The following is a 21,590-nucleotide window of genomic DNA, read 5'->3' as shown; positions in this document are numbered from 1 at the left end:
GCTACCTCGCAGGCCTCCACCTCCGCGCCGCCATGATCTGGATCAAGGCCCTCACCCGAACCAGCCCTTGATCACGACCAAATACGCGCCCTAGCAGACCCGGGAATCCGATGGAGCCGGAGGCGTCAGTGGATGCTGCTGGCGGTTCCTTTCCGTGGCTCTGGCCGTCGTGTTCCGCGTCGTCATGGCGGTCCTCAGGCCGGGCCGTCGGCTCGACGTCGCTGGCAGGCCTCCTGTGAACGTGAGCGGCATTGGGCCCTGCACCAGGAGAGGGCGGGTGCCTGGCAGCGGTCGGTGCACGAGCACTGGCAGGTGCAGTTGCGTCGTCAGGCCGCGGCGGACACCTGGCTCCCGCTGGCGCCAAGCCGCTGATCTTGTCGTCGCGGGTACGGCCGCAGGGTGGCGGACGCAGGACACGCCTGATGCGATGTTGTTCGCGGCGATCATCTACGTCCTGGTCAGCGGCTGTGCCTGGCGTTCGCTGCCGCGGTGCTTCGGGATACCGAAGTCGACGGCCAAGACCGCCGACTTCGCCAAGTCCCAGCGCTTCCACCGGGTCGACCGCCCTCTCCTCGCGGCCGGACCAGCCTGGCCGGCCGGCCACGAGGTCGGCCATGACACCCGGTTCGCACCGATGTGCGACGGCCAGCCCGGCCGCTGCCGCTCGCGCGGCGGCGCAGTCGCCTGCCCCCGGGGCGAGGCCGGGAGCCCAGCGAGCCGCGCAGCGGGATTCTCGACGAGAGCACGGGATCGTCGGAGTTCCAGGCCGGGTCGATGTCCGGCGGTCAGGGCGGTGGCCCGTTCCGGAGTCGCACGGACGGGTCCCCACTCCGGACGCCTCTCCACGATGAAGGGTCGGTGAGGTCCAGTCCGGCCCCGCGGCCTTGAGCGGCGGTTCGGTGTAGCTGCCGCGGACCACCGACAAGCGACGACGACGTCACCGGCAGCCGCTTGCCACGCGACAGGACAGCTCGGCGGCAGCGCAGCCTCGCAAAGCCCGGCCGGCACTGAGGGTGCGTGCGATTCCTCTGATGACGACAGTTGAATACGCGAGACCACCGGCACCACGCGCGTGACAGAGGCATATTGACGTCCAGTCGGAGGACCTGAAAACTGTCGTCCCTGGCGCGGCACCATGCCCGGTGCCGTCGCCTCGAAGTGTTCGGCTCGTACATGTCACTTCTTCACAGCCCCGCCACCGGAGCATCCGGCTCCCCAGGCGGCCGGTCCAAGGAAGCAGTCATGAGCAACGACACCCACCCCTTCATCCGACGCGTCGCCCTCGGCGCCTGCGCGGCGTCCCTTGTCGCCCTGGTGGTGCCGAGCGCCACCGCGCAGGCGGCCACCGAGCGCCCGGCCGTCACCCTGGCCAAGGCGGGCAGCGGCGCCACCGTCCTGACCCTCACCGTCCCCGCCACCCGCGCCGGCGCCGTGCCACAGACGATCGACTGCACCGTGACCCCGTCGACGCCCTTCCGCTACTACGGAGGCCCGTACGGCGGAGGGGAGGAGGGCCTGGCGAGCATCAGCTGCACGGGTTCCGTCTACAAGATCCAGCTCGGTGTGGCGCTCTTCTACAACGGCTCCCAGGTCACCTACAACTCCACCACCGTGTACAACGCGCTGAGTTCGAGCGCCGACACGGAGTACCCGCTGAAGCAGGGCACGTACCAGACCCGCGCGCAGGCGACCATCACGACGGTCTACGGCGGCGCCTCGGTGACCAGCCCGGTCTACGGAAGCGCGACCGTCAACCTGCCGTGAGTCCGGACCCGATCTCCCGGACGGCGCCGTGCCGCTGACCGAGCGGTGGCCCGCGACCCCGCTGGGCGCCGGCCACGGGCCGGTGACCGCAGCCGCCGGTGACGGCCCCACCGGCGGCTGCTGTCCGGCCCACTGGTCGCCGACCCGCCAGCGCGCCAGGCGCGCACCGACGGCCGGCTCCTCGTACCGGCCGTCGGATCGCAATCAACCCCCTCTCCGAGATGCTCTGCGTGAGCGTTCCCCGCGGCCGGAGCCGAATGAGCGCGTCCCGTCATGGACGGTCCATCACCCGCCTGCGGCCCGCGACACGGGTGCTGCGCCTGCGCGGAACTCCGCGCATGTGGGGACGGCCCCTCCAGCGGGTCGTAGGGTTGCGGCCGCTCCGTGCTTCGGATCAACCTGACCGTCGTCCACGGCGGGACCTCCGCTGCCTGGGAGGCGCTGTATCCCCGTAGTCGGTCCTGGGGGCCACAGCGAGACTGATGTCCCGAACATCCCGAGGCGCGCCGACGACGGCGCAGAGGAGCTGTTCAACGCGGAGCTTGCCTACCCGGAGCGCTCTGTGCCGGGGTCTGCCGTTCGCCTCGACAAACAGGGGGAGGCGCCAGCCGGGAGCTCGTGTCGCACGAGTGCCACTGGAGCGGCCCGGCATCGGCGTTTCGGCCAACCCGCCCTCGAACGGAGGCCCTTGCGCGGCAAGGGTCGGTGCACTGCGCACCTTCGGGAAACCCCTGAATCACGGGGTGCACAACCCGTCCGAAAGGAACAGGTGCTCGAAAGGGTGCGGCGTCGTTGAACACACCGACGCCATCACCATGCCCACGAGGGGGAGTACATTGACGTCAGTCGAACCGGGCAGCGACGAGATCGCGAGCGGCCCGAAGGCCGGAGCCACGGACGGCATCTCGGACGCCGAGCGGGAGCTGTACGGTGGCCGGCTGCGCTACGACCAGTCCTTCGTACGGCACGAAGGCCCTCTGATCCGCCTGAAGTTCGGGCACATGGCGGCCGCGCTGCCGCGCATGGTGGGGATGGTGCTGCGCACGGGCTGGCAAGCGGACCGGCGCGCGCTGATGGGGGTGGTGGCCGCCGAGCTCGGACAGGGCGTGACGGCTGCCTGGGGCCTGGTGGCGGTCAACAGCGTCCTCGCGCAGTTGTTCGCCGACGGTCCGACCGTGGACAAGCTCCGCGACGCCCTGCCGGCGCTGCTGGTGCTCGCGGTCGCGGCGGTGGCCACCGCCGTGCTGTCGGCGTGGTCGACGGCGATGTCGGGCCGGCTGGAGCCGCAGGTGGAGCGGGCGGTCTCCGCCCGCTACTACACGGCCGTCACCGGTGTGGAGGTGGAGGCCACCGAACGGCCCGAGGTCCAGCGGGTCCTGGAGGCGGGGAAGTTCGGTACGGATTCGGCCCGCAGCATGCTGCGGCTGTCGGTAGGCGTCGGCAATGTGGTGATCGGCATGGCGGCGGCCGCGGTCGTGCTCGCGGCGCTGCACTGGGCGCTGTTGCCGATGCTGCTGGCGATCGCCCTGCCCAAGGGCTGGGGCGCGGTCCGTTCCGCGCGGCGCGACTACCTCTCCCGGATGACCTGGGTCGACCACCGGCGGGCCATCGCGTCCCTGCTCGCCTATCTGACCCGCCCGCACGCCGCCGGTGAGCTCCGCGTACACGCCGCCGGCACGAAGCTGCTGTCCGGCTACGAGGAGATGTCGAGGCAGACGGAGGCGGAGCAGCGGCGCCTGGCCAGGGCACAGGCCTCCACGGATCTGGTCGCGGGCGCCTTCGCCGGTATGGCGTCGCTGGCCTGCTACGGGGTGCTGTGGTGGCTGCTGTCGACGGGTGGCATGCCGCTCGCCGTCGGCGGGACCGCGGTGATCGCCATCCGTACGTCGACGGCGCGCCTGACATCGCTGGTGCAGCAGGTCAACCGGCTCTACGAGGAGCTGCTGTTCCTCACCGACACCGAGGACGCCATCAAGGTGGCGGGCGAGAACGCGATCCCGCTCACCGGTACGCCGCTGCCCGTGCCGGTGCGGGAGGTGAGGACGGAGTCGGTCTCGTTCACCTACCCGGGTGCCGACGCCCCTTCCCTCAAGGGCGTGAGCGTGCGGGTTCCCCGGGGGAAGGTGACGGCCCTCGTCGGGGCGAACGGCTCGGGGAAGACCACCCTGACCAAGCTGCTGGCCGGGCTGCTGCTGCCGACCGAGGGAGACGTGTGGTGGGTGGGTGAGCCGGGAGAACGGGTCGCCCTGCGTGAGGCCGACCGCGCCCAGGTCTTCGCCGAGGTCGGGCTGCTGGCGCAGGACTTCCCGCGCTGGGAGATGACGGCGGCCGCGAACGTGGCCATCGGGATCGGCGACCGTCCCCGGGACATGGACCGCGTCCGCCAGGCCGCCGACCAGGCGGGCGTGCTCGAACTGGTCGAGGGCCTGCCGCACGGCTGGGACTCGATCGTGTTCAAGGGCTACGAGCGCGGTGTCCAGCTCTCGGGCGGACAGTGGCAGAAGCTGGGGTCCGCTCGCACCCGGTACCGGCAGGCGCCGTTCCTGCTGGTCGACGAGCCGACCAGCGCCCTCGACCCGCATGCGGAGATCGCCGCGTTCGAGGGGCTGTGGTCCCTGGCCGGGGAGGGGCACGCGGTGGTGCTCGTCACCCACCGGCTCGCCGCGACCATGCACGCCGACCACATCTACGTCCTCGACCAGGGGTGCGTCGTCGAGGACGGCACCCACGAGGACCTGATGGCCCGCGCGGGCGGCCTGTACCAGAGCATGTTCACCGCACAGGCCGCCCAGTACGGGATCGCGCCCGCACCCGACGCCGTCCCCGGCCCCCGCGGCGCCGAGGCGTCCGGCCACGAGACGGCGGGCTGACGCCCGGCGCGAGTTCCACCAGCGCCGCCCGCAGCACCGCCCCCTACCTCGAAGGTGAGACGACGCCCATGCCACCCAGCTCCACCGCGATCCGCAGGACCGTCGAGGCGTACCTCGGCCGGCACCCCGACGATCGGGACGCCCTGGCCGGGCTCCTCGCCGCCCTGGACCGGCCCGTCGACGCGACCGCCCGCACGACGCAGCCCGGGCACATCACGTGCAGCGCCGTCATCATCGACCGGCAGGGCCGGGTCCCGCACATCCGGCACCGGGCGTCCGGCGGCCTCCTGCCGGCCCCCGGCGGCCACATCGAGCCCGGGGGACCGCACGCTGCTCGCCGCGGCGCTGCGCGAGGCGGCGGAGGAGGCCGGGATCGCGCCGGTCGACCTGTGCCTGACCCGGCAGCTGCTCGGCTCTCCGACCGACAACGACGATCACGCAGCCGATCCCGTCCTGACGGTCCACCCGGCCGGAACGCCCCACGACCTGCTGCCCATCGGCGATGTCCTGGACAAGGAGCGCTGCCGCCTGGTGTTCCGCCGGCCCGGGCGTGACGTGCCGCTGCCCCGACCCGTTGGACAACCGGGGCCCGGCGTCCTGACGGAGGCGGTATGACGGCGGAACGGCCCGTGCGGGAGGCGGTGTTCCGGGGACCGTCGGCTGCGCGTCGTCCCCACCGCGAAGGAGAGGTGACCGCCACGCCCTCCCCGAACGCGTACCTCACCCCCTACGCCCCCCACGCCCACCCCTCGCGGCCGAAAGCGAACCCCGATGACCTTCAGGACCACCGCCCGGCCACTGCGGCTGGGTACCCGCCCGAGTCCCATGGCCATGGAGCAGACCGGCCGTTTCGCCCGGGCCCTGCGCCTGCGCCACCCGGACGTCGAGCTCGCCATCGTGGAGATCACCTCCGAGGGTGACCAGCACCACGGACCCCTTGCGGAGATCGGCGGGAAGGGCGCCTTCACCCGCCGGGCCGACCGGCACCTCCTCGACGGCCGGCTCGAGGCGACGATCGCCTGCGCCAAGGACGTCCCCGGCCCCCACGACCGCGCCCCCGGGATCACGGTCGGCGCGGTGCTGCCCCGCGAGGACGTCCGCGACGTCCTCGTGCTCCCCGCAGGTCACCCACCCGCCACCCTGGACGACCTGCCGCCCGGCACCCGCATCGGCACCGGCGCACCCCGCCGCGCCGCCCCCGAAGGCCCTCCACCCCCACCTGCTCCCCGTACCGATCCGCGGGAACGCCGGCACCCGCCTGAAGGCACTCGACACCGGGGCCCTGGGTGCCGACGCCATGATCGCCGCCCTGGCCGGGCTCCGCCGTCTCGGCCTCTCCCATCGCGCTTCCCGGATCCTGGACCCCACGGTGTGGCTCCCGGCCGCGGGCGCCGGCATCGTCGTCGTCGAACACCGCACCGCCGACCCCGCCACCGGCCACCTCCTCGCTCCCCTCACCCACCTCCCGACCCGCGTCCTCCTCGACGCCGAACGCGCCGCCCTCGCCGCCCTGCGGGGCGGGTGCCCGACCGCGGCCTCCGTTCACGCCACCGTCGACGAAGCCGGCGGGAGCCTCACGGTGCACGCGATCGTCCTCGATCCGGCCGGCGGCGCTCCGCTGCGCGCGGTGACGACCGGCCCGCCGGCCGACCCCACCGCGGTGGGGCACCGCGCGGGAGTACGGCTGCCGGAGGACGGTGCCGCCCGCCTTCTGGACGTGCGGCCGTGAGCAGGGCAGGCGGTCGAGGCGCCGGTACCGCGGCGGTGTTCGCGCCGCCGGGCGTTCGCGCGGGCCGGGTACGGTTGCGGCAGGCGCTCCAGGCTCGCCCCAGGCTCGCCCCAGGCTCGCCGACCGGACCGGGGCCGGGGAACTCGCTTGACGCGCCGGACAGTTCACCAGCCCGTCCATGCCCGCCCCGACCTCATGAACGTGCAGGCGCCGACCCGGCCGCGCGCACTGCCAACGCTCCCGAGAGAGACACCGTGTCCCTTCCCCGCATCGACGTCGTCCTGCTGACCTTGAACGACCGCCCGTCGGAAGAGGCCGCAGCCCAGGCCACCCTCCTCGCCCAGACCGGGGTCGACCTGCGGGTCTGCGTCGTCGGCAACGGCTGCGCCCCTGCCGTCGTCCCCGCCGGTGCCCGCACGGCCGCCCTCCCGCAGAACGTCGGCATCCCGGCCGGCCGCAACGTCGGAGCCCGTGCCCTCGCGCAGGACGGCCCAGGGGCGGAATACCTCTTCTTCCTCGACAACGACGCCACCTTTCCCCGCACGGACGTCCTCGCCCGCCTGGTCGCCGAGGCCGAGCAACACCCCCGCGCCGCCTACGTCCAGCCCCGCCTGACCGGACCCGACGACACCACCACCCCACGCCGCTGGACCCCACGCCTCCGCGCCGGCCACCCGGAACGGCCCGGAACCATCACCACCATGACCGAAGGCGTCGTCCTCATCCGCCGCACCGCCTTCGACGGCGTCGGGGGCTGGGCGGACTCCTTCTTCCTCTACCACGAGGGCCTCGACCTGGCCCAGCGCCTCTGGGACCAGGGGCACACGGGCTGGTACGCCGCCGGGATCCGCATGCACCACCCCCTCACCCAACCCACCCGGCACGCCCTCTTCCACCGGCTCGCCGCCCGCAACCGCGTCTGGGCCGCCCACCGCAACCTGCCCGCCCCCCTCATCCCCGTCTACCTCCTCGTATGGATCGCTGCCACCGCAGTGCGCGCCGTCCGAGGGGGCGGCGCCCGGGAGTCCCTGCGCGGCTTTCGCGAGGGGTGGGCGGGGCGCCACCGCCAGGACCGCCGGCCGATGGCGTGGCGCACCGTCCTCCGCCTGACCGCCGCCGGCCGCCCACCCATCCTGTGACGGCCACCAGCCTGCAGCGCCAGTGCCCGGACGGCACGGTTCGGAGAGCCACGACCACGACGCCCCCACCCGACGGACCCTCCCGTACGGCGCTGCGCGCCGAGCGGTACGCAGTGCAGCGCGCGGCGGCCGCCCTCGGGTCCGGGACCTCCGCGCTGGTCACCGATCAGCGCGGAAGGCCCTGAAGCAGCACCTCGGACACCGTCCCACTGGAGGAAGGACTCGGCATCAGCGCGACCGTGACCCGCGGCCTCGCCGTCGACGACCGGGTCTCACCCACCGAGCAGCCACAAGAACCTGCACGTCTTCGGCGGCGGCCGGGGACGAGGAGCAGATCAGCCGGTCAGGGGGTGACCGGCCCGGCCTAGACTCGGCGGTGGGGTGGTGTGAGATGGAGGAGTGGCGGAGGGATCCGACGTTCGCGATGTGCCGGGCGTTGGCGGATGGGGCGGACCTGTCCTCGTTCGTCGGCGGGCCGTTCGACGTGCGCGCGGTGGTGGCCGGCCTCCGACCCGAAGTCAAGAACGATTTCCTGCTCGACGAGGTCCCCTGGGGGAACTTCCCGGGAGGCGACAGCGTCAGGGAGGCCGTCCACCTCCTGCATACCTGCACCTCGCCCGTTCGAACAGGAGCGGGCACTGCAGACGGCCGATGCGCCAACGACATGCGGGCCGCTGCCGTGCTCGCGGTGCCGTTCCTCATCCGGATCGCCGCCGACACCCGCCACCCGCGCCGTGCCGACGCGCTCAACGAGGCCTCCGCCCCGGCACGCGCCCGCTACTTCGGCGTCGCCTCCCGCGACGCACTGCTGCTCCACCGCGCCGACACCCGCTCCGCCGCCTACGGCCCCTACGACGACTACGGCGTCGAGGTGAGCGGCTACCCCGCAGGCTGGTCGGTGGCCGGTGCCCGGGCCGCGATCACCGCCGACGCCGCCCTCCTGCAGTCCCTTCTCGACGACCCCGACCCCGTGATCCGGATCAGCGCCGCCTACGCCCTGGCCACCGCCACCGACCCCGACCGCGCGGTTCGTGACGGCTTCGCCACCCGCCTCACCGTCGAACAGGACCCGATCGTCTGCGCCGCCCTGGTCCTCGCCACCGCCGAAGCCACCCGCTCCCACCCCCACCCGCCGACCACCGCATGGATACGGGAGCAGTGGCGGGACCGGGCGCAGACCCCCGAGGTCCGGTTGGCCGCCGCGATCGGCTGGCTCTGCCTCACCGACGAGCCCGCCCCCGACGATCTGCGCACCGCCGTCGACGACCTCGTCACCGACGAGCTGTCCCACACCATGGAGGCGCTGCCCTGGATGGCCGTCGCTGGCGGATCCGGCGAAACGGGACTCAGACGCTGCGTACGCGAGATGCTCCACCCCGAGCAGCCCGGTCCCGTGGACTGCGACGACCCGTGGGCACACTAGCTCGCTGACCACTGCGGGAGGCACGAGTGCCTCGGATCAGGCTGCGTGAAGCCCTTGAAGATGGCTTCCCGCCAGAGGCAGCGCAGGAAGCGCTGATCCGTGAAGCGGACCTCCGGCCAGGACGGCCCCGAAGCCCTGCGCCCGCCCGGCGTGCTGGTCGAGCCTGGGCGGCGTCTCCGCACCGACGCCTACGGCATACCTGAACCGCGACGGCGCCGGCCAAGCGGCGAGTGCCTCGGTGTCCGCATCGCCCGCGCAGCCGTCGAACCTTCAGAGCGACTCGGGCGACGCAGGCGGGTGATCGAGCGGACCACGTCATGGCTCACCGGGTGCGGTCACCTCAGCCACCGGCCACGGAAGCCCTCCGCGCAACCACCTGGCCGGCAGGACACGGTCTTGAGGCAAGCAGTCTGCCTGAACTGAATGTCTGCGCAAGAAAGATGCGCCTTCCCGCGTGCACGCGGGAAGGCGCATTCCGTATCGCGTCATGCGATACGTTGAACAATTTGGGTCCCGGTTACCGGGTTCCCTTTACTTCCAGATCTGGTTGTCGCCGCCATTGCATTTGTGGGTGTAGACCGCACCCTGGGCGTTGCTGTCGAGGCACAGGCCGGTCTGGCGGTTGACCAGCTGCATTCCGTCGCCCTTCCAGTTCTCGTACCACTGCTGGTAGTAGTTGGCGGGGGAGCCGCAGGGCTCGACGTAGACGTTCCCGAGCCCGTTCTCGCCGGCGTACCAGCTGGCCAGACACTGGCCCCCGACGAAGGAGGCGCGAGTGGTGATCTTCCAGGCGCCGTTCGCGTTCTGGAGGTTGTTCTGCGAGTCGTCCCACCGGACGTTGAAGTGCTTGCCGTTGAGGAGGCCGTCGTTCTGGCAGTGGATCCAAGCCTGCGCATCGGTGTCCAGCGAGCCGTTGTTCCAGATCTGGAGACAGCCGCCGGTGGCCTTGTTCCGCCAGACGATGTCCTCGGACGCGTGCGCCGACGTGGAGACCGCCACAAGGGCGACCGGGACCGTGGCCAGTGTCAGTGCGGCCCGGGCCTTGGAAATCTTGAACATTCTCATCCCCGTTTGAATTGAATTCACGCCATTTCCTGGCGACCCTCGAACCATATAGAGAGAAATCCGCGACAGCCAAGGGATTTGATTAAGATTTGAGCTTGCGGCAGGAGGCGGTTATTCCATTACCCTTTGCCTTGTTTTTGCGAATTCTATTGAAACAAAATCGCACTCTCGCGGCGTCGAATGCGGCGAACTTCTCGCGGGTCAGGCAGGCGAGTCCCCGGCGGACGGCCTCCGTCTGACTGGGCGTGCAGGACCGTACGGGCCACCAGCGCTCGAGCGCGGGCACTTCGCGGTGACGAAGTACACCAGCGGGGAGGCAAGAGAGCGTCCGCCCCGACCCAGGACGCCCACGACCTGGTGCAGACGCCGCGCGCCGATTCTGGGAGTGGGGCCGGCTCCACCGGCTGGGGCGTGCTGCCGCATACGCCGCCGATGTACCGGTGTCCCTCCGCGCAGATGGCCCAGGCCCAGTGCGAGGGCTGCTTCCTCGACCGGATCCACACCGTCCGCGACGTTCACGTCCCGCTGGCCTGGAGACGCGTCTGTGACGCCGATCCTCGCCGGCCTCTGTCCACTTTGTGGTGTGGCGGGGAGGGTCAGGGAGCTGCTCCGTCCCGCACGACGGCGAGCGGAAGGTCTCGGTCAGGGAGGTGTATCCAGCCTTCGACTGCGGCCATGGCATGCTCCTCGTCGGTGGCCGGCACGTGGGTCATCCCGCACGCTGCGGCCCGGGCGACGACCGCGGAGATCAGGGCGTCCAGGTCGTGGTCGCTGCGCCTGCACCGGTCGCGCACACGTTCGCCGAGGTCGAGGCTCAAGCCGTCGGCGAGGCCGGCAAGGATCTCGGCCCTCGCAGCAAGGGCGCCGGGCTTGGCGCCCTTGTAACTGACCTGGCCGGCAAGCCCCCACTGGATCAACGCGAAAGCCGGGTAGACCTCGGCGACCGAGCCGGAGCCGTCGCGGGGAACGGCAAAACCAGCCTCGGCCAGACGTTCCAAGAGGTCGACTGCTCGCATGGCGACGATGCCCAGCTTGTCGGCGGCGACGGACAGCGGACGCTGTTTCCCGGCCCCGGTGCGCTTCCAGGCCAGGTCGTCGGTCAGACGATGGGTGAACGTGCCCAGCCCGTCAGGACCGCCCGGGTGCGGCATGTACCGGGACCGCACGGGCAGCTTCGTGCCGGCCTGGTGGGCGGCGAGCAGAGACGTGAACGCCACCGGCCAGCCGACGGGCGAGTCCAGGCCGGTCTTGTCGGCACTGCGCATGGCCGCCAGCAGGTCTTCGTCGTTCCCGGCATCGAGCAGCTCGACGAAGGGCCGCTCCGCCCAGGTGACGCGGCAGACCCCCGTCGTTCCGGAGTATCCGGCCAGGTCGATACCCACTGTCACCATGGGCGGGTGTGGGGCGGCGGTCCCGGGCCGCTCGTCCGCGGTCGTCACGTTCAACTTGGTTCTGCTTCCTTCCAGATGCCGATTCCTGTCGACGTCGCTGTCGCCACGGGTATTGGTGTGGTTCGACTACAACCCCCGTCGCCTCGACCTTGACGGCGACGCCGCGGAGAGGTTCATGCCCACCGCATGCAGGCCCTGACCATGCGCTCCGCGCGTTCGAGACGTTCCTGCCCCGCCATCTGTGGCGGACTCCTCCACTTGTCGGTCAAAGCCAGCCGCAGGTCCGTGGTCGTCACCTTCCCCACCCGACGCCGATCCGATACCTACGGCGACGCGTGCGACGCCCGCCCACGGCCCGAGTCGACGTCGAGCTCCTGTAGCGCGTTCAGCTGCTGCTTCCGCCTCGCCCTCGACCGTGCCCTCCCGCCGTGGGCGCGGGGCAGGGCCGGTGTGCGCCGCTCTGCCGACTGCGTGAGGGAGCCCAGGCCCCGTTGGGAACGCCTGCGGTGCCTTCCTCGGGCCCTTCGCCGTACGGCTGGCCGTGGGGGAAGGAGGGGGCGCCCGGCGTCCGGCGCGTCCAGCAGCGTCTTGCGCCAGTCCTCGAGCTCCCGGCGCGCAGGCACGGGGCAATCGTGGCGGCGTCGCGCGGGCTGGAGAGCAGCACCGACGCCGCGGCGACGTTTGCACCGTCCTCCTGGCCCTCGCCCTCCCCGCTGGCTCCGACGATCTGACCGTCTTCGTCGCGGCACAGGTGAACGTTGCGCTCCGAGTGCTCGTCGACTGTCCATGCCGAGTCGGTCCGATCCTCCGGGCACATGGATCCGGGCCATGACCTGCTCGTACGCGAGAGCATCGCCATCCAGCCCGGGCATGATGGCGAACGCGAGCAGCCGGCGGCGGCCATCGACCGCGAGAGGGGACCTCGTGGTCAGTCCGCCACGCAAAGAGCATCGAGGGCACGGTGGCCGACCTCCTGGACCTCGACGCCCTCTCCAACCCACCCAGACAGCCCGCCCGGCTTCAGCCGTGCTCACCGGTCTGCCCCCGCGCCACGCGAGCCGGCTGTCGGCCGCCCAGGAGGCCGGGGTCACCGAGGAGCGGCTGCAGCGGATTGCCGTCGAGGGCCTGCAGGAGGTCCATTTCGAGGACGGCGGCGGCCGCGCGGACGGGCTGCTGGTGGAGTTCACCGACACCGACCACCTCGACGTGAACCTTGACCCCCGCCGGTCACCGGCGCATGGGGTGGTCGGGGTGGCTGAGCCCTCCCTTCAGTTGGCGGGTGAGCAGTTCAGTCGGCCGCCCCGGCGCTCAGACGATGCCGTCCGTGAAGAACGCGGCGAAGCGGGTGGAGAGACGGCGCATGTCCTCGCCGGCCGCGTGAACCGTGGTGATCTCGAAGTTCCAGCTCTCCTCGGGCGGGCGAGGACGAATACCCCAGGTCAGGTGGACGTATCCCCGAGAGCGGTGCTCCGCCGAGAGGGTCAGATCGCCTTCCAGGGAGCGCCAGGTGCGCGCCCCGTCCCAGCCCTGAAAGTCCTTTGCCAACAAGGAGAGGAAGGCGTCGAGGCCGTCGCCGCTCCACGTCCGCACCAACGTCTCGATGCTCACCGATCGCCCGTGCGCCCTGACGACGAAGTCGAGCGTCGGATCGTCGCCGTACGGCTTCGCCGGCTCGGAGAAGTGCAGGTGGACGGTCCGCGACCCGGTCTCCCCGACGCGTATGGAAGGGCCTTCATTGGTGCTGTCTCCGGTCATCTGCGGAGGCTACGAGATGTCGCGGTCAACCGGCCAACTGCAATTGCTCTGTCCCAGTTGGCGGACCACAGGCTCATGCCCTGCCCGGGCCCCGGGGGCGCGGGGGAGGACCGGCGGCGATCCCGGGCTCGGGCCGCTCGACCTCCTCGGCGAGCCGCGTCCGGCCCGCCTCGACGAGCGCCCACACCTGGGCCCCTGGGCACGGACGGCCTACGCAGCGGCTCAGACCAGGACCCGCAGCACATCCTCATCGGCACCGGCCCACCGCGCACGGTCCGGGGCAGTGCCCTTGCGTGCGTTCAGCGCGGCGATCAGGCGCTCCAGGAGGGTGCTGCCCATACCTGACAGCACGGCGATCCGACCGATGCCCTGTCAGCCAGACCACGAGATCGCACGCCTGAGGGCCCGCTGGACGGCGCACGGTCCCGGACTCCGGCCCCTGCGCGCTGTTCGATGGTGTCGGGCAGCCTCGAAAAGACACCCGGACCGGCCTGCCGGCCTCATGCGGTGCACTGCCGATGGCTGGCCTGACGGCAAGTCATCAGTGTGCGTCCCGGACGGACAACGGCGTGCAAGTGGTGGGCATCACCTCGATTTCACCACCGCGGTCCGATCCCGCTGTCCCCGGCAACGAGGTCCTCATCTCGGTCGAGGGCAAGGCGTACGGAGGCTGGCACTCGTACGAGTGCCAGCCTCCCAGAACGGGGAGGGCGCCGGAATTGCACCCAGCATCCAGAAGCTCCGCTCGACGATGCCTTTCGCAGTCGGCGAGAGCGACCGTGGTCAGGTCAGGTCAGGTCAGGTCAGGTCCGGCCTCGCGCTGGGCCGCCCTCCCCCCGTCCGACGCGCTACTTGGCGAAGCGCCAGGTGACGTCGAGCTTGCCCTTGTCGAGCGGGGCGAGTGCCTTGAACGCCCCCGGTGTGAGGTCGAGACCGTGCCGGCCCGCGCCGGGAGCCTCGTCGAGGACCGTCGCCGTGACGGATTTCCCCTTGTAGGTGATGACGACCTTGCGTCCGCAGCTGCTCGACGGGTACCCGGGCCCGAACATGGTGGGGTCGAGCGCGACGGCGAGGTCGCTCTCCTTGATCATCTTCCCGCACGCACCCAGGCCGGGGGAGTAGACGGTCGCCGAGCCCTTGTAGGTCTCACCCGGCTTGTCCGGCTGCGGAGAGGCCGTCGTGGTCTTGCCCGGCTTCGGGGGAGGCGTGGTGGTCTGGCCCGGCTGCGGGCTGCCCGACGGAGCGGGCGTCTTGCTCGGCTTCGCCGGCGGCGCCGTCGTACCGCCCGGTTGCGGAGCGAGGGGAGAGCCGGCCGGCTGCGCCGCGACCGTGGCGTTCGGCCCGGCCGCGACCGTGGCCCCCGGCTGCGCGGCGACCGTCGCGGCCTGGGCCGAGACGGCTACGTCGGCGGTCTCCGAAGCGGAGGCGGTGGCGACGGTGATCACGGCGCCGGAACCGGCGGCGAGTACGGCAACCGCGACGGCGGCCGTGGCGATTCTTGCCTTCATCGTTCTCACTCTCTGTGAAATGTCGCGTTCCAGGGCTGGTTCGCGGGAAGTCATGGGCGGTGCGCCAACGCGCACGGTCGCGTGCGTACGACGTCCTTGCCGGCCAACGGAACCGTCCGGAGCCCACAGCTGACCCGGGATCACGAATGCCACGGACAGGTCACCGACGTCCGGCGGGCCGACCCGTTCGAACACCGGCCCAGGGGTCGCCTGTGGGCTCCGACGACGAGCTCTGCGTACGGGAGGTCGGCCCGGCTGTCAGCCCGGCGCCCGGACTCCGGTGGCACACGGCACCGCGCGGCCGGGTCCCAGGGCATGGTCGCCCGCGTCGCCACCGAGGACGGTCGAAGGCACCCGCTCCGACCCGATGAGCCGCGGACATGCAGACTGCCAGGCCTGCCAGGAGGACCGCGGTGCCCAGGGGCGCATGGACCGGTAGCCCTTGCATACGTGGGGTCGTGCAGGGACGTCCGTGGTCCTGGGCGACGGCGACAGGTGGGAAAGCTGCGGTGGAACACTCTGCCCCGGTACCGGTAGACCGCGGTGGCCGGCCGTGGATACGCCTTGCCCGTGGCATCGGATTCGAGGGGTCGTGCCCGCGTCGGTCCAGGCCTTACGGCTGTAGCCGATGCCTCGGAGCCATTCCGTGGCCCCGTACTGCGTCGGGAGACAGGAGGTGGTGTGAACCGACGTCTCGAAGTCCTGGAGCCGGCACCCATCCGTCTGGACGTTGAGAACCCCGATCGTGCCCCATGCGGTCATCGCCTCCGGCACCCCCTGCCGGTACGGGCTGTTCCAGCGGCATTCCACCGTGTGGACCTTCCCGTCGGTGTCCGAGCCGAGGCACAGTCGGGTCGCCTCGCTCACAACGGAGTCTGACCGGCCGAAGTCGGGCTCGGCTGCCGGAGCCCAAGGCGCCGGCGCGATGCTCGCGCAGATCGCGGTCAGGGCCGCCGCGATGCCGCTTCGGATTCTCATGAGGGGACTCTCTCTCGCCCGGCGGCTGCCGGAGCCGTGCTGTGCGTGTGCCTCCAGCCAACCGGCGTCAGCGTGCGCGGACCATGCAGTTCCACCCGCAAAAACTCAGACCGGACTACTTTTGCGGGCCCCACCCCCACCGCCCTCCGCCCTCGTGGGCACCGATCACCTGGACGCCGACGGTCGCTGACCCGCGGCCCCCGGGGCGACCGGGCGCCTTCCCTGGGCAACACGGCGATCCGCTCGCAAGAGCGGGCCGGATTCGTCGTCAGCGCCCTCCTCGTCCCGTACCTGCTCCCGTGCTCCGGACGGGGGACATCGCCGGCCGCCATGACCGGGTCTGCGGTGCCTGTGCCGGAGGTCGGCCATGTACTGCCCGACGGGCACCATGACGTCGTTCGGCGCCCAGGACGACGGCCGCCGCGCCGCTCCCCCGGGCCACAGCGCCCCGAGCGAGGGTGAAATCGGACCGGACTGTCCGGGACCACTGCGCTCCCCGTCGTTACACAGTGGACTGCGCCGATTCCCTACGATCGTGCCGTGCCCATCTTTTCCCTTGAACGCACGCCCCCGCTCGCCCCCGCGGAGGCGTGGCGCAGGCTGACGGACTGGCCCCGCCACGCCGACGTGGTCCCGCTGACCAGGATCGAGGTGCTCACCACGCCGCCGACCCGCGAGGGAACGCGTTTCGTGGCCCGGTCGGGCATCGGCCCGGTGAGCGTCGACGACGTCATGGAGGTGACGGTCTGGCGGCCGCCGGCGGGCGACGAGCCTGGCCTGTGCCGGCTGGAGAAGCGCGGCCGGGTCGTCCTGGGCTGGGCGGAGATCGAGGTCCGGCCAGGACCGGGGGACAGCAGCCGGGTGGTGTGGCGGGAGGAACTGCACATCCGCTTCCTGCCCCGCCTCTTCGACGGCATCCTCAACCGCACGGCCCGCCTCGTGTTCGGCCGCGCGGCGACCCGGCTGCTCAGGAAGGCCTGAACGACGACGGCTCCCAGGCGACCGAGCCGACGCACCGCGCGCGCTGCCGGATCGCCGTGCCGTGGCCGGGCCGCGCACCCACACCCACACCCACACACCTGAGTCTGTTGCCGCGCTCCAGGAACGCCCCGCTGACCAGCGTCGCGCGTCGGGTCCAGGACGAGTGCCGCCCCAGAACGGGTGACCGATGGCATCGTGTCGTGGCAGCGGCCTGACGAGGTGGGGAAGCCATGAGCGATGACGTCCTGTCGATCATTCCGAGTGATCCCTGGTGGCAGCCGGATCATGATGCGGCTGATCGCGTTATCGCGCTCGTCGAGGAGCTGACTCCCGGACTTGCCGACGGCGTCGGCGTGGAGATCGACGTGAGGTGGCATGACGTGGTCACCTTCGTCGACTGTGGTGTCAACCTGGAGGGAATCGGCAGCCCCTTGTGCCAGGCGTCCATCGGCACGGAGTGGTGGGGCGACCTCCTGGGCTCTGACTGCGACGGCGGCTTCACCACGCTCGCGACCGAGGTCCCGTGCTGCGGAGGATCAACCACTCTGGACGCCCTGGAATACGACTGGCCTTGTGGTTTCGCCCGCTTTGAGATCGCCATCTGGAACCCCGAACGCCACTGGTTCAGCGAGGACGAGCTGACGGCGCTGGCGGACCGGCTGGGCCATCAGGTGAAGCAGATCCGGGCCCACATCTGAACCTCGGCAGCTCAGCCGATCACCTGCTGCTCGGCACGTGCTCGGTGCCGGCCAGCCCCGTGACGGACTTCGATCCCGAGGGGATGGCGGAGAACTTCGGGGACAAGTTCGGGGTGGTCGGCCGGCAGGTCAAGGGCGACCTGAAGAGGTTCAATCCTTCATCGAGGACCACCACCGCCCTGACCGGCCAGTGGCGCGGCCAGGTCTGATCCCCACCCTCATGCTGGGACGGACCGCGCCGCGCGGAAACGGCGGCCGGGCACGCGATCGCTCACGTTTGCGCAAGCGCCGCGCCGCGGGTGCGCGGCAGCGGACGCAGCGGCAGCGAAGCCTGGTCCCTTCGGACTTCGCCTGATGCCGGTGTGGCAGTCCGTCGAGGAACCGGCGGTGAGGTAGACCTGGTGTGCTGCCCCGTGCCTTCGGCGGCGGGGCGGTGATGATGGGAATCCATATGGCCAGCGGCGCGGTGAAGCGGTTCGGCGCGCGTGGACGTCTCCGGCTTCGTCGACCGGACGTACTACCTCGGCCTGCGGGGCCAGGAGTACAAGAAGGCCTACCGCCTCCTCGAGCAGGCCCTGGGGAGTCCAACCGAGCCGGGATCGCCACGTTCGTGATGCGCGGGCGCGAGTACCTCGTCGCCATCAAGGCGGAGAACGGCCTCCTGGCACTGCACACGCTGCACCGGTCGGATGAGATCCGTGATCCGCACGCAGAGATTCTTGACCTGCCCGAGCGCGTGAAGCCGGGCGCCAGCGAGCTGAAGACGGACAGGCGGACCGCTCTGCCGAACCGCCAGATCCGCGAAGGCGGCTACCAGTCCCCGGAACCGATGGGGGTGCGGAGGCACTCGGCTTGGTGGGATCCATATGCGAAGGCAACTGTTTTTTCGTGGACTTGAGCATCGTCGGCGAGGTTCCAGAGAGGCTCAGGATGCGGTGGGTCCCGGCCAAAGCTCCGTGGGGCAGGCGAGGTGGGAGGGGCAGAGGTTTGCAGCTGTGGCCTGCTCTGAGCCGGTTTTGAGTGAGTGTGGATTTGAGCCATAGGAGAACAATTTTTCGCAGAATGAGGCATTCCGTGGCTAGCGTTCGGTTCGCCTCGGGGGGAGGCATCGCTGAACGTCTCCTCCCTCCGTCGTGCCCTGGTACAGGGGCAATGAGCAGGGGAAGGGGAAACTGATGGGCACACGGCGCAGGAACGCGGCCGGCGTGATGGCTGGTATTGCGCTCCTCGGGATCGGCGGCATCACGCCGGCGAGCGCTGAAGGACAGTTCGAGTCCCACATCTCGTGGTGGACGGCTCCGACGGAGTCTCACCGCTGGACGGACAACAACAGCAGCTCGGACTACACCGGCATCTACTTCTCGGGCTGCCGCTCCGATGACGACCGGTACGGCTACAACTACGCGTCGCTGAGTCTGTGGAAGGACATTCCCGGCGCCCCGGACCGGAAGTTCGGCACCCGCGACAACTACTGCGGGTGGGTGGACTACGGCGACCCGAACAGCGCAGGCAACTACTACTTCCAGCTCTCGGACGTCGGTAACGGTGACTACATCAACATCGACTACGTCAAGGTCGGCTGGTAGCAGAGGGCTGGACGAAGGGTCGGATTCACGACCCGCGATGGGCCGCCCGGCAGGGGCGGTAACCGAAACAGGGAGGGATCGAGTGAAGATAGGTCTGAAGTCGTGGGCCGGGGCGATGGCCGGTGCCGCCCTGCTGGGTGCGGTATCGGTGATCCCGGCGCACGCCGAGGGACAGTTCGAGTCGTCCATCAACTCGTGGCGGGCGGGTAACGAGTCGCACCGCTGGTGGGACGGCAACAGCAGCTCGGACTACACGGGCATCTACTTCTCGGGCTGCTACGCGGACGGCGGCGGCGGGTTCAACTACGCCGGGCTGCAGCTGTGGAAGGACGTCCCTAACGCTCCGGACCGTTCCAAGGGGACCCGGACGAACTACTGCGGGTGGGTCGACTATGGCGACCCGGACGACGCCGGCAACTACTACTTCGCGCTGACGGACGTGTCCCACGGCACGTACATCTCGGTCAACTACGTGAAGGTCGGCTGGTAGTACGGTTGTTGAATAAGTAGTACGAGGGTCCCGGTGGATTCAGCACCGGGACCCTCTCCTGTCCACTGTCCCACAACCAAAGCCATCCCACTGCCAGTGGGATGGCGGATTGCGCGTTCCTTCATGTCTCTAATCTTAAATCATATTTCGTTCCGGTACGGGCGAAATGCCTCCGTCTTCAATGACTTCAGTCTCCACATCGACGCGCGGGCAACCGTCCTCCTCGGACCGAACGGAGCCGGGAAGTCCACGCTGATGGCTATCGCCGCCTCTCACCTGCCTCCCTCTTCCGGGTCGGTCACCTGCAACGGAGGTACCGCAAAGGGCCGCCATCTGGCGGCCTACCGCAAGCGCGTGGCGTGGATCCCCCAGCAGATCACCCCCATGCCCGGGCTGACCGTACGCGAGCAGGTCGCCTACGCGGGATGGCTCAAGGGCATGCCGAAAGACCAGGCATGGAAAGCATCCAGGGAAGCCCTGCGCCGCGTCGACCTCACCCCCCTCGCGGGGCGCAAGAGCCACCAGGTGTCCGGCGGGCAACTCCGCCGCATGGGCATCGCGGGGGCCCTGACCCACCGCAGTGAGCTGATCTTGATGGACGAACCGACAGCCGGCCTCGACCCCACACAGCGCCTGGTCTTCCGTGAACTCGTCGGCGACCTCGTCGGCAGCGTCCAGGTGATCGTCTCCACCCACCAGACCGAAGACCTCGCCGACCTGTACACGCACGTGGCGGTCCTCTCCCAAGGCCGGATCCGGTTCCAGGGCAGCCCTGCCGAATTCCACGCCCTGGCACCGGCCACCACGGGGGCACGCGAGCAGGCCGAGGCCGCCTACGCGATGCTCGTCGGACGGGAGATCTGACCGATGCGCCTCGCCACTCTCCTTCGGTCCTCCTCCGCCGCGCTCATGCTCGTCCTTCTCGCCGGCTACGTCCTGCTGCTCCTGTCGGAGCCGATCACAGCGGGCACCGTCCACGGTTACGGGCCATCTGTCCTCGGCAACGCCTCCTACACCATCCCGTTCGCCGCCGCCGCATGCGCGGCGAGCGGAGCGTGGGAAGGCGCTCGCCTGCGCCGGGGCAACGTCTTCGGGCAGACTCCTTCCCGCAGCCGGCTCGCCATCGCCTTGCCGTTGCTCGCCCCCGTGTGGGCGATGGGAGTGGCGGGGATGCTGATCGCGGTCGGTATCGGGGTCTCCGCGGCGGGAACGCTGCCGCCTTTCTCCCATCTGGGCATGTTCGTGGTGTTTGCGATGCTGATGGCGGCCGCTACGCTCGCCGGATACCTCTTGGGCGGTCTTCTTCCGCAACTTGCGGCCGCGCCCTTGGCGATGGTCGTCGGGTTCTGCGTGACCGCGTTCCCTGGATCCTGGGACACGCCGTGGCCTCGCCACCTGGTCGCGGGTGCCTATGACAGCTGCTGCTCGGTCGGATCGGTCATCGACCCCATGGTGGTATGGGGGCCGCTCCTGTTCACCGGCGGCATTATCGCCGCGTGCCTCCTGGTCATCGCCCAGGCCAGGCGCTGGAAGCCTCTGGTCGTACTGGTCGCCGCTTCCGCAGCCTCGGTATACCTGGTGGTGAACGTGAGCTACAGCCCGGTCACCGACCGAAACCCCGACGCACTGGTCTGCGACACCGCCGGCGCCCCGGAGGTGTGCCTTTGGCCCGAGACACCGGACCGCTCCAGGATCGTGGCAACAACCCGCACCTACAGCGGCCGCCTGCAAGAGGCCGGGCTTCCCATGCGCTCTTCCTTCACTCAAAGCCGTGACCTCAAGCCCGGACAAGCCCACTTATGAACCGTTCCGGGTTCGGTAGGGACTCGATCATTTGAGAGGATCGAGTCATGGCACGTCCGTCCCAGTACCCGCTTGAGCTGCGCCGTCGTGCGGTGCGCATGGTCGCCGAGGTGCGGCCCGACTACGACACCGAGTGGGCCGCGATGAAAGCGGTCGCCGCGAAGCTCGGCATCGGGACGACCGAGACGCTGCGCAAGTGGGTCCGTCAGGACCAGATCGACGCCGGGACCCGGCCGGGGACGACGACGGAGGAGTCGGCCGAGCTGAAGCGACTGAAGAGGGAGAACGCCGAGCTGAAGCGGGCGAACGAGATCTTGAAGGCTGCGGCGAGTTTCTTCGCGGCCGAGCTCGACCGGCCACACACACGCTCGTAGCGTTCATCGACGAGCACCGGGACCGCTTCGGCGGAG

18 protein-coding genes and 5 pseudogenes are annotated in these 21,590 nt (G+C 70.5%); 18 read left to right on the top strand and 5 right to left on the bottom strand.

The genetic code is table 11. The features are described from left to right. Window positions 1–344: 344 nt before the first annotated feature. The 8 genes and pseudogenes from AB0469_RS39890 to AB0469_RS39855 form a co-directional block, all read left to right on the top strand. Window positions 345–517, top strand: a pseudogene (locus tag AB0469_RS39890) (transposase); the annotation flags it as partial. 725 nt (window positions 518–1,242) lie between these two features. Continuing rightward, window positions 1,243–1,764, top strand: a complete 522-nt coding sequence (locus AB0469_RS39885; RefSeq protein ID WP_366456506.1) for a hypothetical protein — start codon at window positions 1,243–1,245, stop codon at window positions 1,762–1,764. A gap of 902 nt (window positions 1,765–2,666) precedes the next feature. Further along, a complete protein-coding gene (locus AB0469_RS39880; protein ID WP_366456509.1) occupies window positions 2,667–4,634 on the top strand; it encodes an ABC transporter ATP-binding protein in 1,968 nt (655 codons plus the stop codon). A 771-nt stretch (window positions 4,635–5,405) separates the two neighbouring features. Further along, window positions 5,406–5,819, top strand: a pseudogene (locus AB0469_RS39875) (hydroxymethylbilane synthase); the annotation flags it as partial. 28 nt (window positions 5,820–5,847) lie between these two features. After that, window positions 5,848–6,363 (top strand): annotated as a pseudogene (locus AB0469_RS39870) (hydroxymethylbilane synthase); the annotation flags it as partial. 254 nt (window positions 6,364–6,617) lie between these two features. Next, on the top strand, window positions 6,618–7,502 hold the full coding sequence (locus AB0469_RS39865; protein ID WP_366456508.1) for a glycosyltransferase: 885 nt from the start codon (window positions 6,618–6,620) through the stop codon (window positions 7,500–7,502). Window positions 7,503–7,938: 436 nt separating this feature from the next. Beyond that, window positions 7,939–8,925 (top strand): hypothetical protein, encoded by a 987-nt coding sequence (locus AB0469_RS39860; protein ID WP_366456505.1) that lies wholly within the window; start codon window positions 7,939–7,941, stop codon window positions 8,923–8,925. 159 nt (window positions 8,926–9,084) lie between these two features. Then, window positions 9,085–9,255: pseudogene (locus AB0469_RS39855) on the top strand (IS5/IS1182 family transposase); the annotation flags it as partial. 201 nt (window positions 9,256–9,456) lie between these two features. Here the strand turns inward: AB0469_RS39855 and AB0469_RS39850 are convergent. From AB0469_RS39850 to AB0469_RS39830, 5 genes are all read right to left on the bottom strand, one after another. Next, window positions 9,457–9,984 carry a ricin-type beta-trefoil lectin domain protein gene (locus AB0469_RS39850; protein WP_366456504.1) on the bottom strand — a complete coding sequence of 176 codons (528 nt, stop codon included), beginning with the start codon at window positions 9,982–9,984 and terminating at the stop codon, window positions 9,457–9,459. Between the two features lie 602 nt (window positions 9,985–10,586). Further along, complete coding sequence (locus AB0469_RS39845) at window positions 10,587–11,429, bottom strand: DUF429 domain-containing protein (protein WP_366456507.1); 843 nt, start codon at window positions 11,427–11,429, stop codon at window positions 10,587–10,589. Window positions 11,430–12,401: 972 nt separating this feature from the next. Beyond that, the gene (locus AB0469_RS39840) at window positions 12,402–12,581 is read right to left on the bottom strand and encodes a hypothetical protein (protein WP_366456503.1); all 180 of its coding nucleotides are present in this window, start codon (window positions 12,579–12,581) and stop codon (window positions 12,402–12,404) included. A gap of 108 nt (window positions 12,582–12,689) precedes the next feature. Then, window positions 12,690–13,136: a DUF6228 family protein gene (locus AB0469_RS39835; protein ID WP_366456502.1), complete on the bottom strand. Its 447-nt coding sequence runs from the start codon at window positions 13,134–13,136 to the stop codon at window positions 12,690–12,692. A gap of 848 nt (window positions 13,137–13,984) precedes the next feature. Further along, the gene (locus AB0469_RS39830) at window positions 13,985–14,644 is read right to left on the bottom strand and encodes an RlpA-like double-psi beta-barrel domain-containing protein (RefSeq protein ID WP_366456501.1); all 660 of its coding nucleotides are present in this window, start codon (window positions 14,642–14,644) and stop codon (window positions 13,985–13,987) included. 1,518 nt (window positions 14,645–16,162) lie between these two features. Here AB0469_RS39830 and AB0469_RS39825 point away from each other — a divergent pair. The 10 genes and pseudogenes from AB0469_RS39825 to AB0469_RS39780 all read left to right on the top strand — a co-directional run. Continuing rightward, complete coding sequence (locus AB0469_RS39825; RefSeq protein WP_366456500.1) at window positions 16,163–16,603, top strand: SRPBCC family protein; 441 nt, start codon at window positions 16,163–16,165, stop codon at window positions 16,601–16,603. 230 nt (window positions 16,604–16,833) lie between these two features. Beyond that, complete coding sequence (locus tag AB0469_RS39820) at window positions 16,834–17,301, top strand: hypothetical protein (protein ID WP_366456499.1); 468 nt, start codon at window positions 16,834–16,836, stop codon at window positions 17,299–17,301. Window positions 17,302–17,360: 59 nt separating this feature from the next. Beyond that, on the top strand, window positions 17,361–17,510 hold the full coding sequence (locus AB0469_RS39815; protein ID WP_366456498.1) for a hypothetical protein: 150 nt from the start codon (window positions 17,361–17,363) through the stop codon (window positions 17,508–17,510). A 276-nt stretch (window positions 17,511–17,786) separates the two neighbouring features. Further along, the gene (locus AB0469_RS39810) at window positions 17,787–17,915 is read left to right on the top strand and encodes a hypothetical protein (protein ID WP_366456497.1); all 129 of its coding nucleotides are present in this window, start codon (window positions 17,787–17,789) and stop codon (window positions 17,913–17,915) included. Then, window positions 17,915–18,199, top strand: a complete 285-nt coding sequence (locus tag AB0469_RS39805; RefSeq protein ID WP_366456496.1) for a hypothetical protein — start codon at window positions 17,915–17,917, stop codon at window positions 18,197–18,199. Before AB0469_RS39810 ends, AB0469_RS39805 begins: the two co-directional genes overlap by 1 nt. 310 nt (window positions 18,200–18,509) lie before the next feature. Then, entirely contained in the window at window positions 18,510–18,887 is a 378-nt protein-coding gene (locus AB0469_RS39800; protein WP_366456495.1) for a hypothetical protein, read from the top strand. An 82-nt stretch (window positions 18,888–18,969) separates the two neighbouring features. Further along, entirely contained in the window at window positions 18,970–19,377 is a 408-nt protein-coding gene (locus AB0469_RS39795; protein ID WP_366456494.1) for a hypothetical protein, read from the top strand. Window positions 19,378–19,500: 123 nt separating this feature from the next. Further along, window positions 19,501–20,241: an ATP-binding cassette domain-containing protein gene (locus tag AB0469_RS39790; protein ID WP_366456493.1), complete on the top strand. Its 741-nt coding sequence runs from the start codon at window positions 19,501–19,503 to the stop codon at window positions 20,239–20,241. A 3-nt stretch (window positions 20,242–20,244) separates the two neighbouring features. Then, entirely contained in the window at window positions 20,245–21,180 is a 936-nt protein-coding gene (locus AB0469_RS39785) for a hypothetical protein (RefSeq protein ID WP_366456492.1), read from the top strand. 47 nt (window positions 21,181–21,227) lie between these two features. Further along, window positions 21,228–21,590, top strand: a pseudogene (locus AB0469_RS39780) (transposase); the annotation flags it as partial.

The organism is Streptomyces sp. NPDC093801, assembly GCF_040701585.1.
Classification (GTDB): Bacteria; Actinomycetota; Actinomycetes; order Streptomycetales; family Streptomycetaceae; genus Streptomyces.
Note: the sequence above shows the minus strand (reverse complement) of the source record. Positions and strands in the feature narration are given on the sequence as shown.

What these genes read in the sequence shown, in the direction of transcription:
- AB0469_RS39785 (WP_366456492.1), top strand. Translation starts at nt 20,245, where the DNA reads ATGCGCCTCGCCACTCTCCTTCGGTCCTCCTCCGCCGCGCTCATGCTC.
- AB0469_RS39800 (WP_366456495.1), top strand. Translation starts at nt 18,510, where the DNA reads ATGGCTGGTATTGCGCTCCTCGGGATCGGCGGCATCACGCCGGCGAGC.
- AB0469_RS39835 (WP_366456502.1), bottom strand. Translation starts at nt 13,136, where the DNA reads ATGACCGGAGACAGCACCAATGAAGGCCCTTCCATACGCGTCGGGGAG.
- AB0469_RS39805 (WP_366456496.1), top strand. Translation starts at nt 17,915, where the DNA reads ATGCGCGGGCGCGAGTACCTCGTCGCCATCAAGGCGGAGAACGGCCTC.
- AB0469_RS39830 (WP_366456501.1), bottom strand. Translation starts at nt 14,644, where the DNA reads ATGAAGGCAAGAATCGCCACGGCCGCCGTCGCGGTTGCCGTACTCGCC.
- AB0469_RS39820 (WP_366456499.1), top strand. Translation starts at nt 16,834, where the DNA reads ATGAGCGATGACGTCCTGTCGATCATTCCGAGTGATCCCTGGTGGCAG.
- AB0469_RS39850 (WP_366456504.1), bottom strand. Translation starts at nt 9,984, where the DNA reads ATGTTCAAGATTTCCAAGGCCCGGGCCGCACTGACACTGGCCACGGTC.
- AB0469_RS39790 (WP_366456493.1), top strand. Translation starts at nt 19,501, where the DNA reads ATGTCTCTAATCTTAAATCATATTTCGTTCCGGTACGGGCGAAATGCC.
- AB0469_RS39885 (WP_366456506.1), top strand. Translation starts at nt 1,243, where the DNA reads ATGAGCAACGACACCCACCCCTTCATCCGACGCGTCGCCCTCGGCGCC.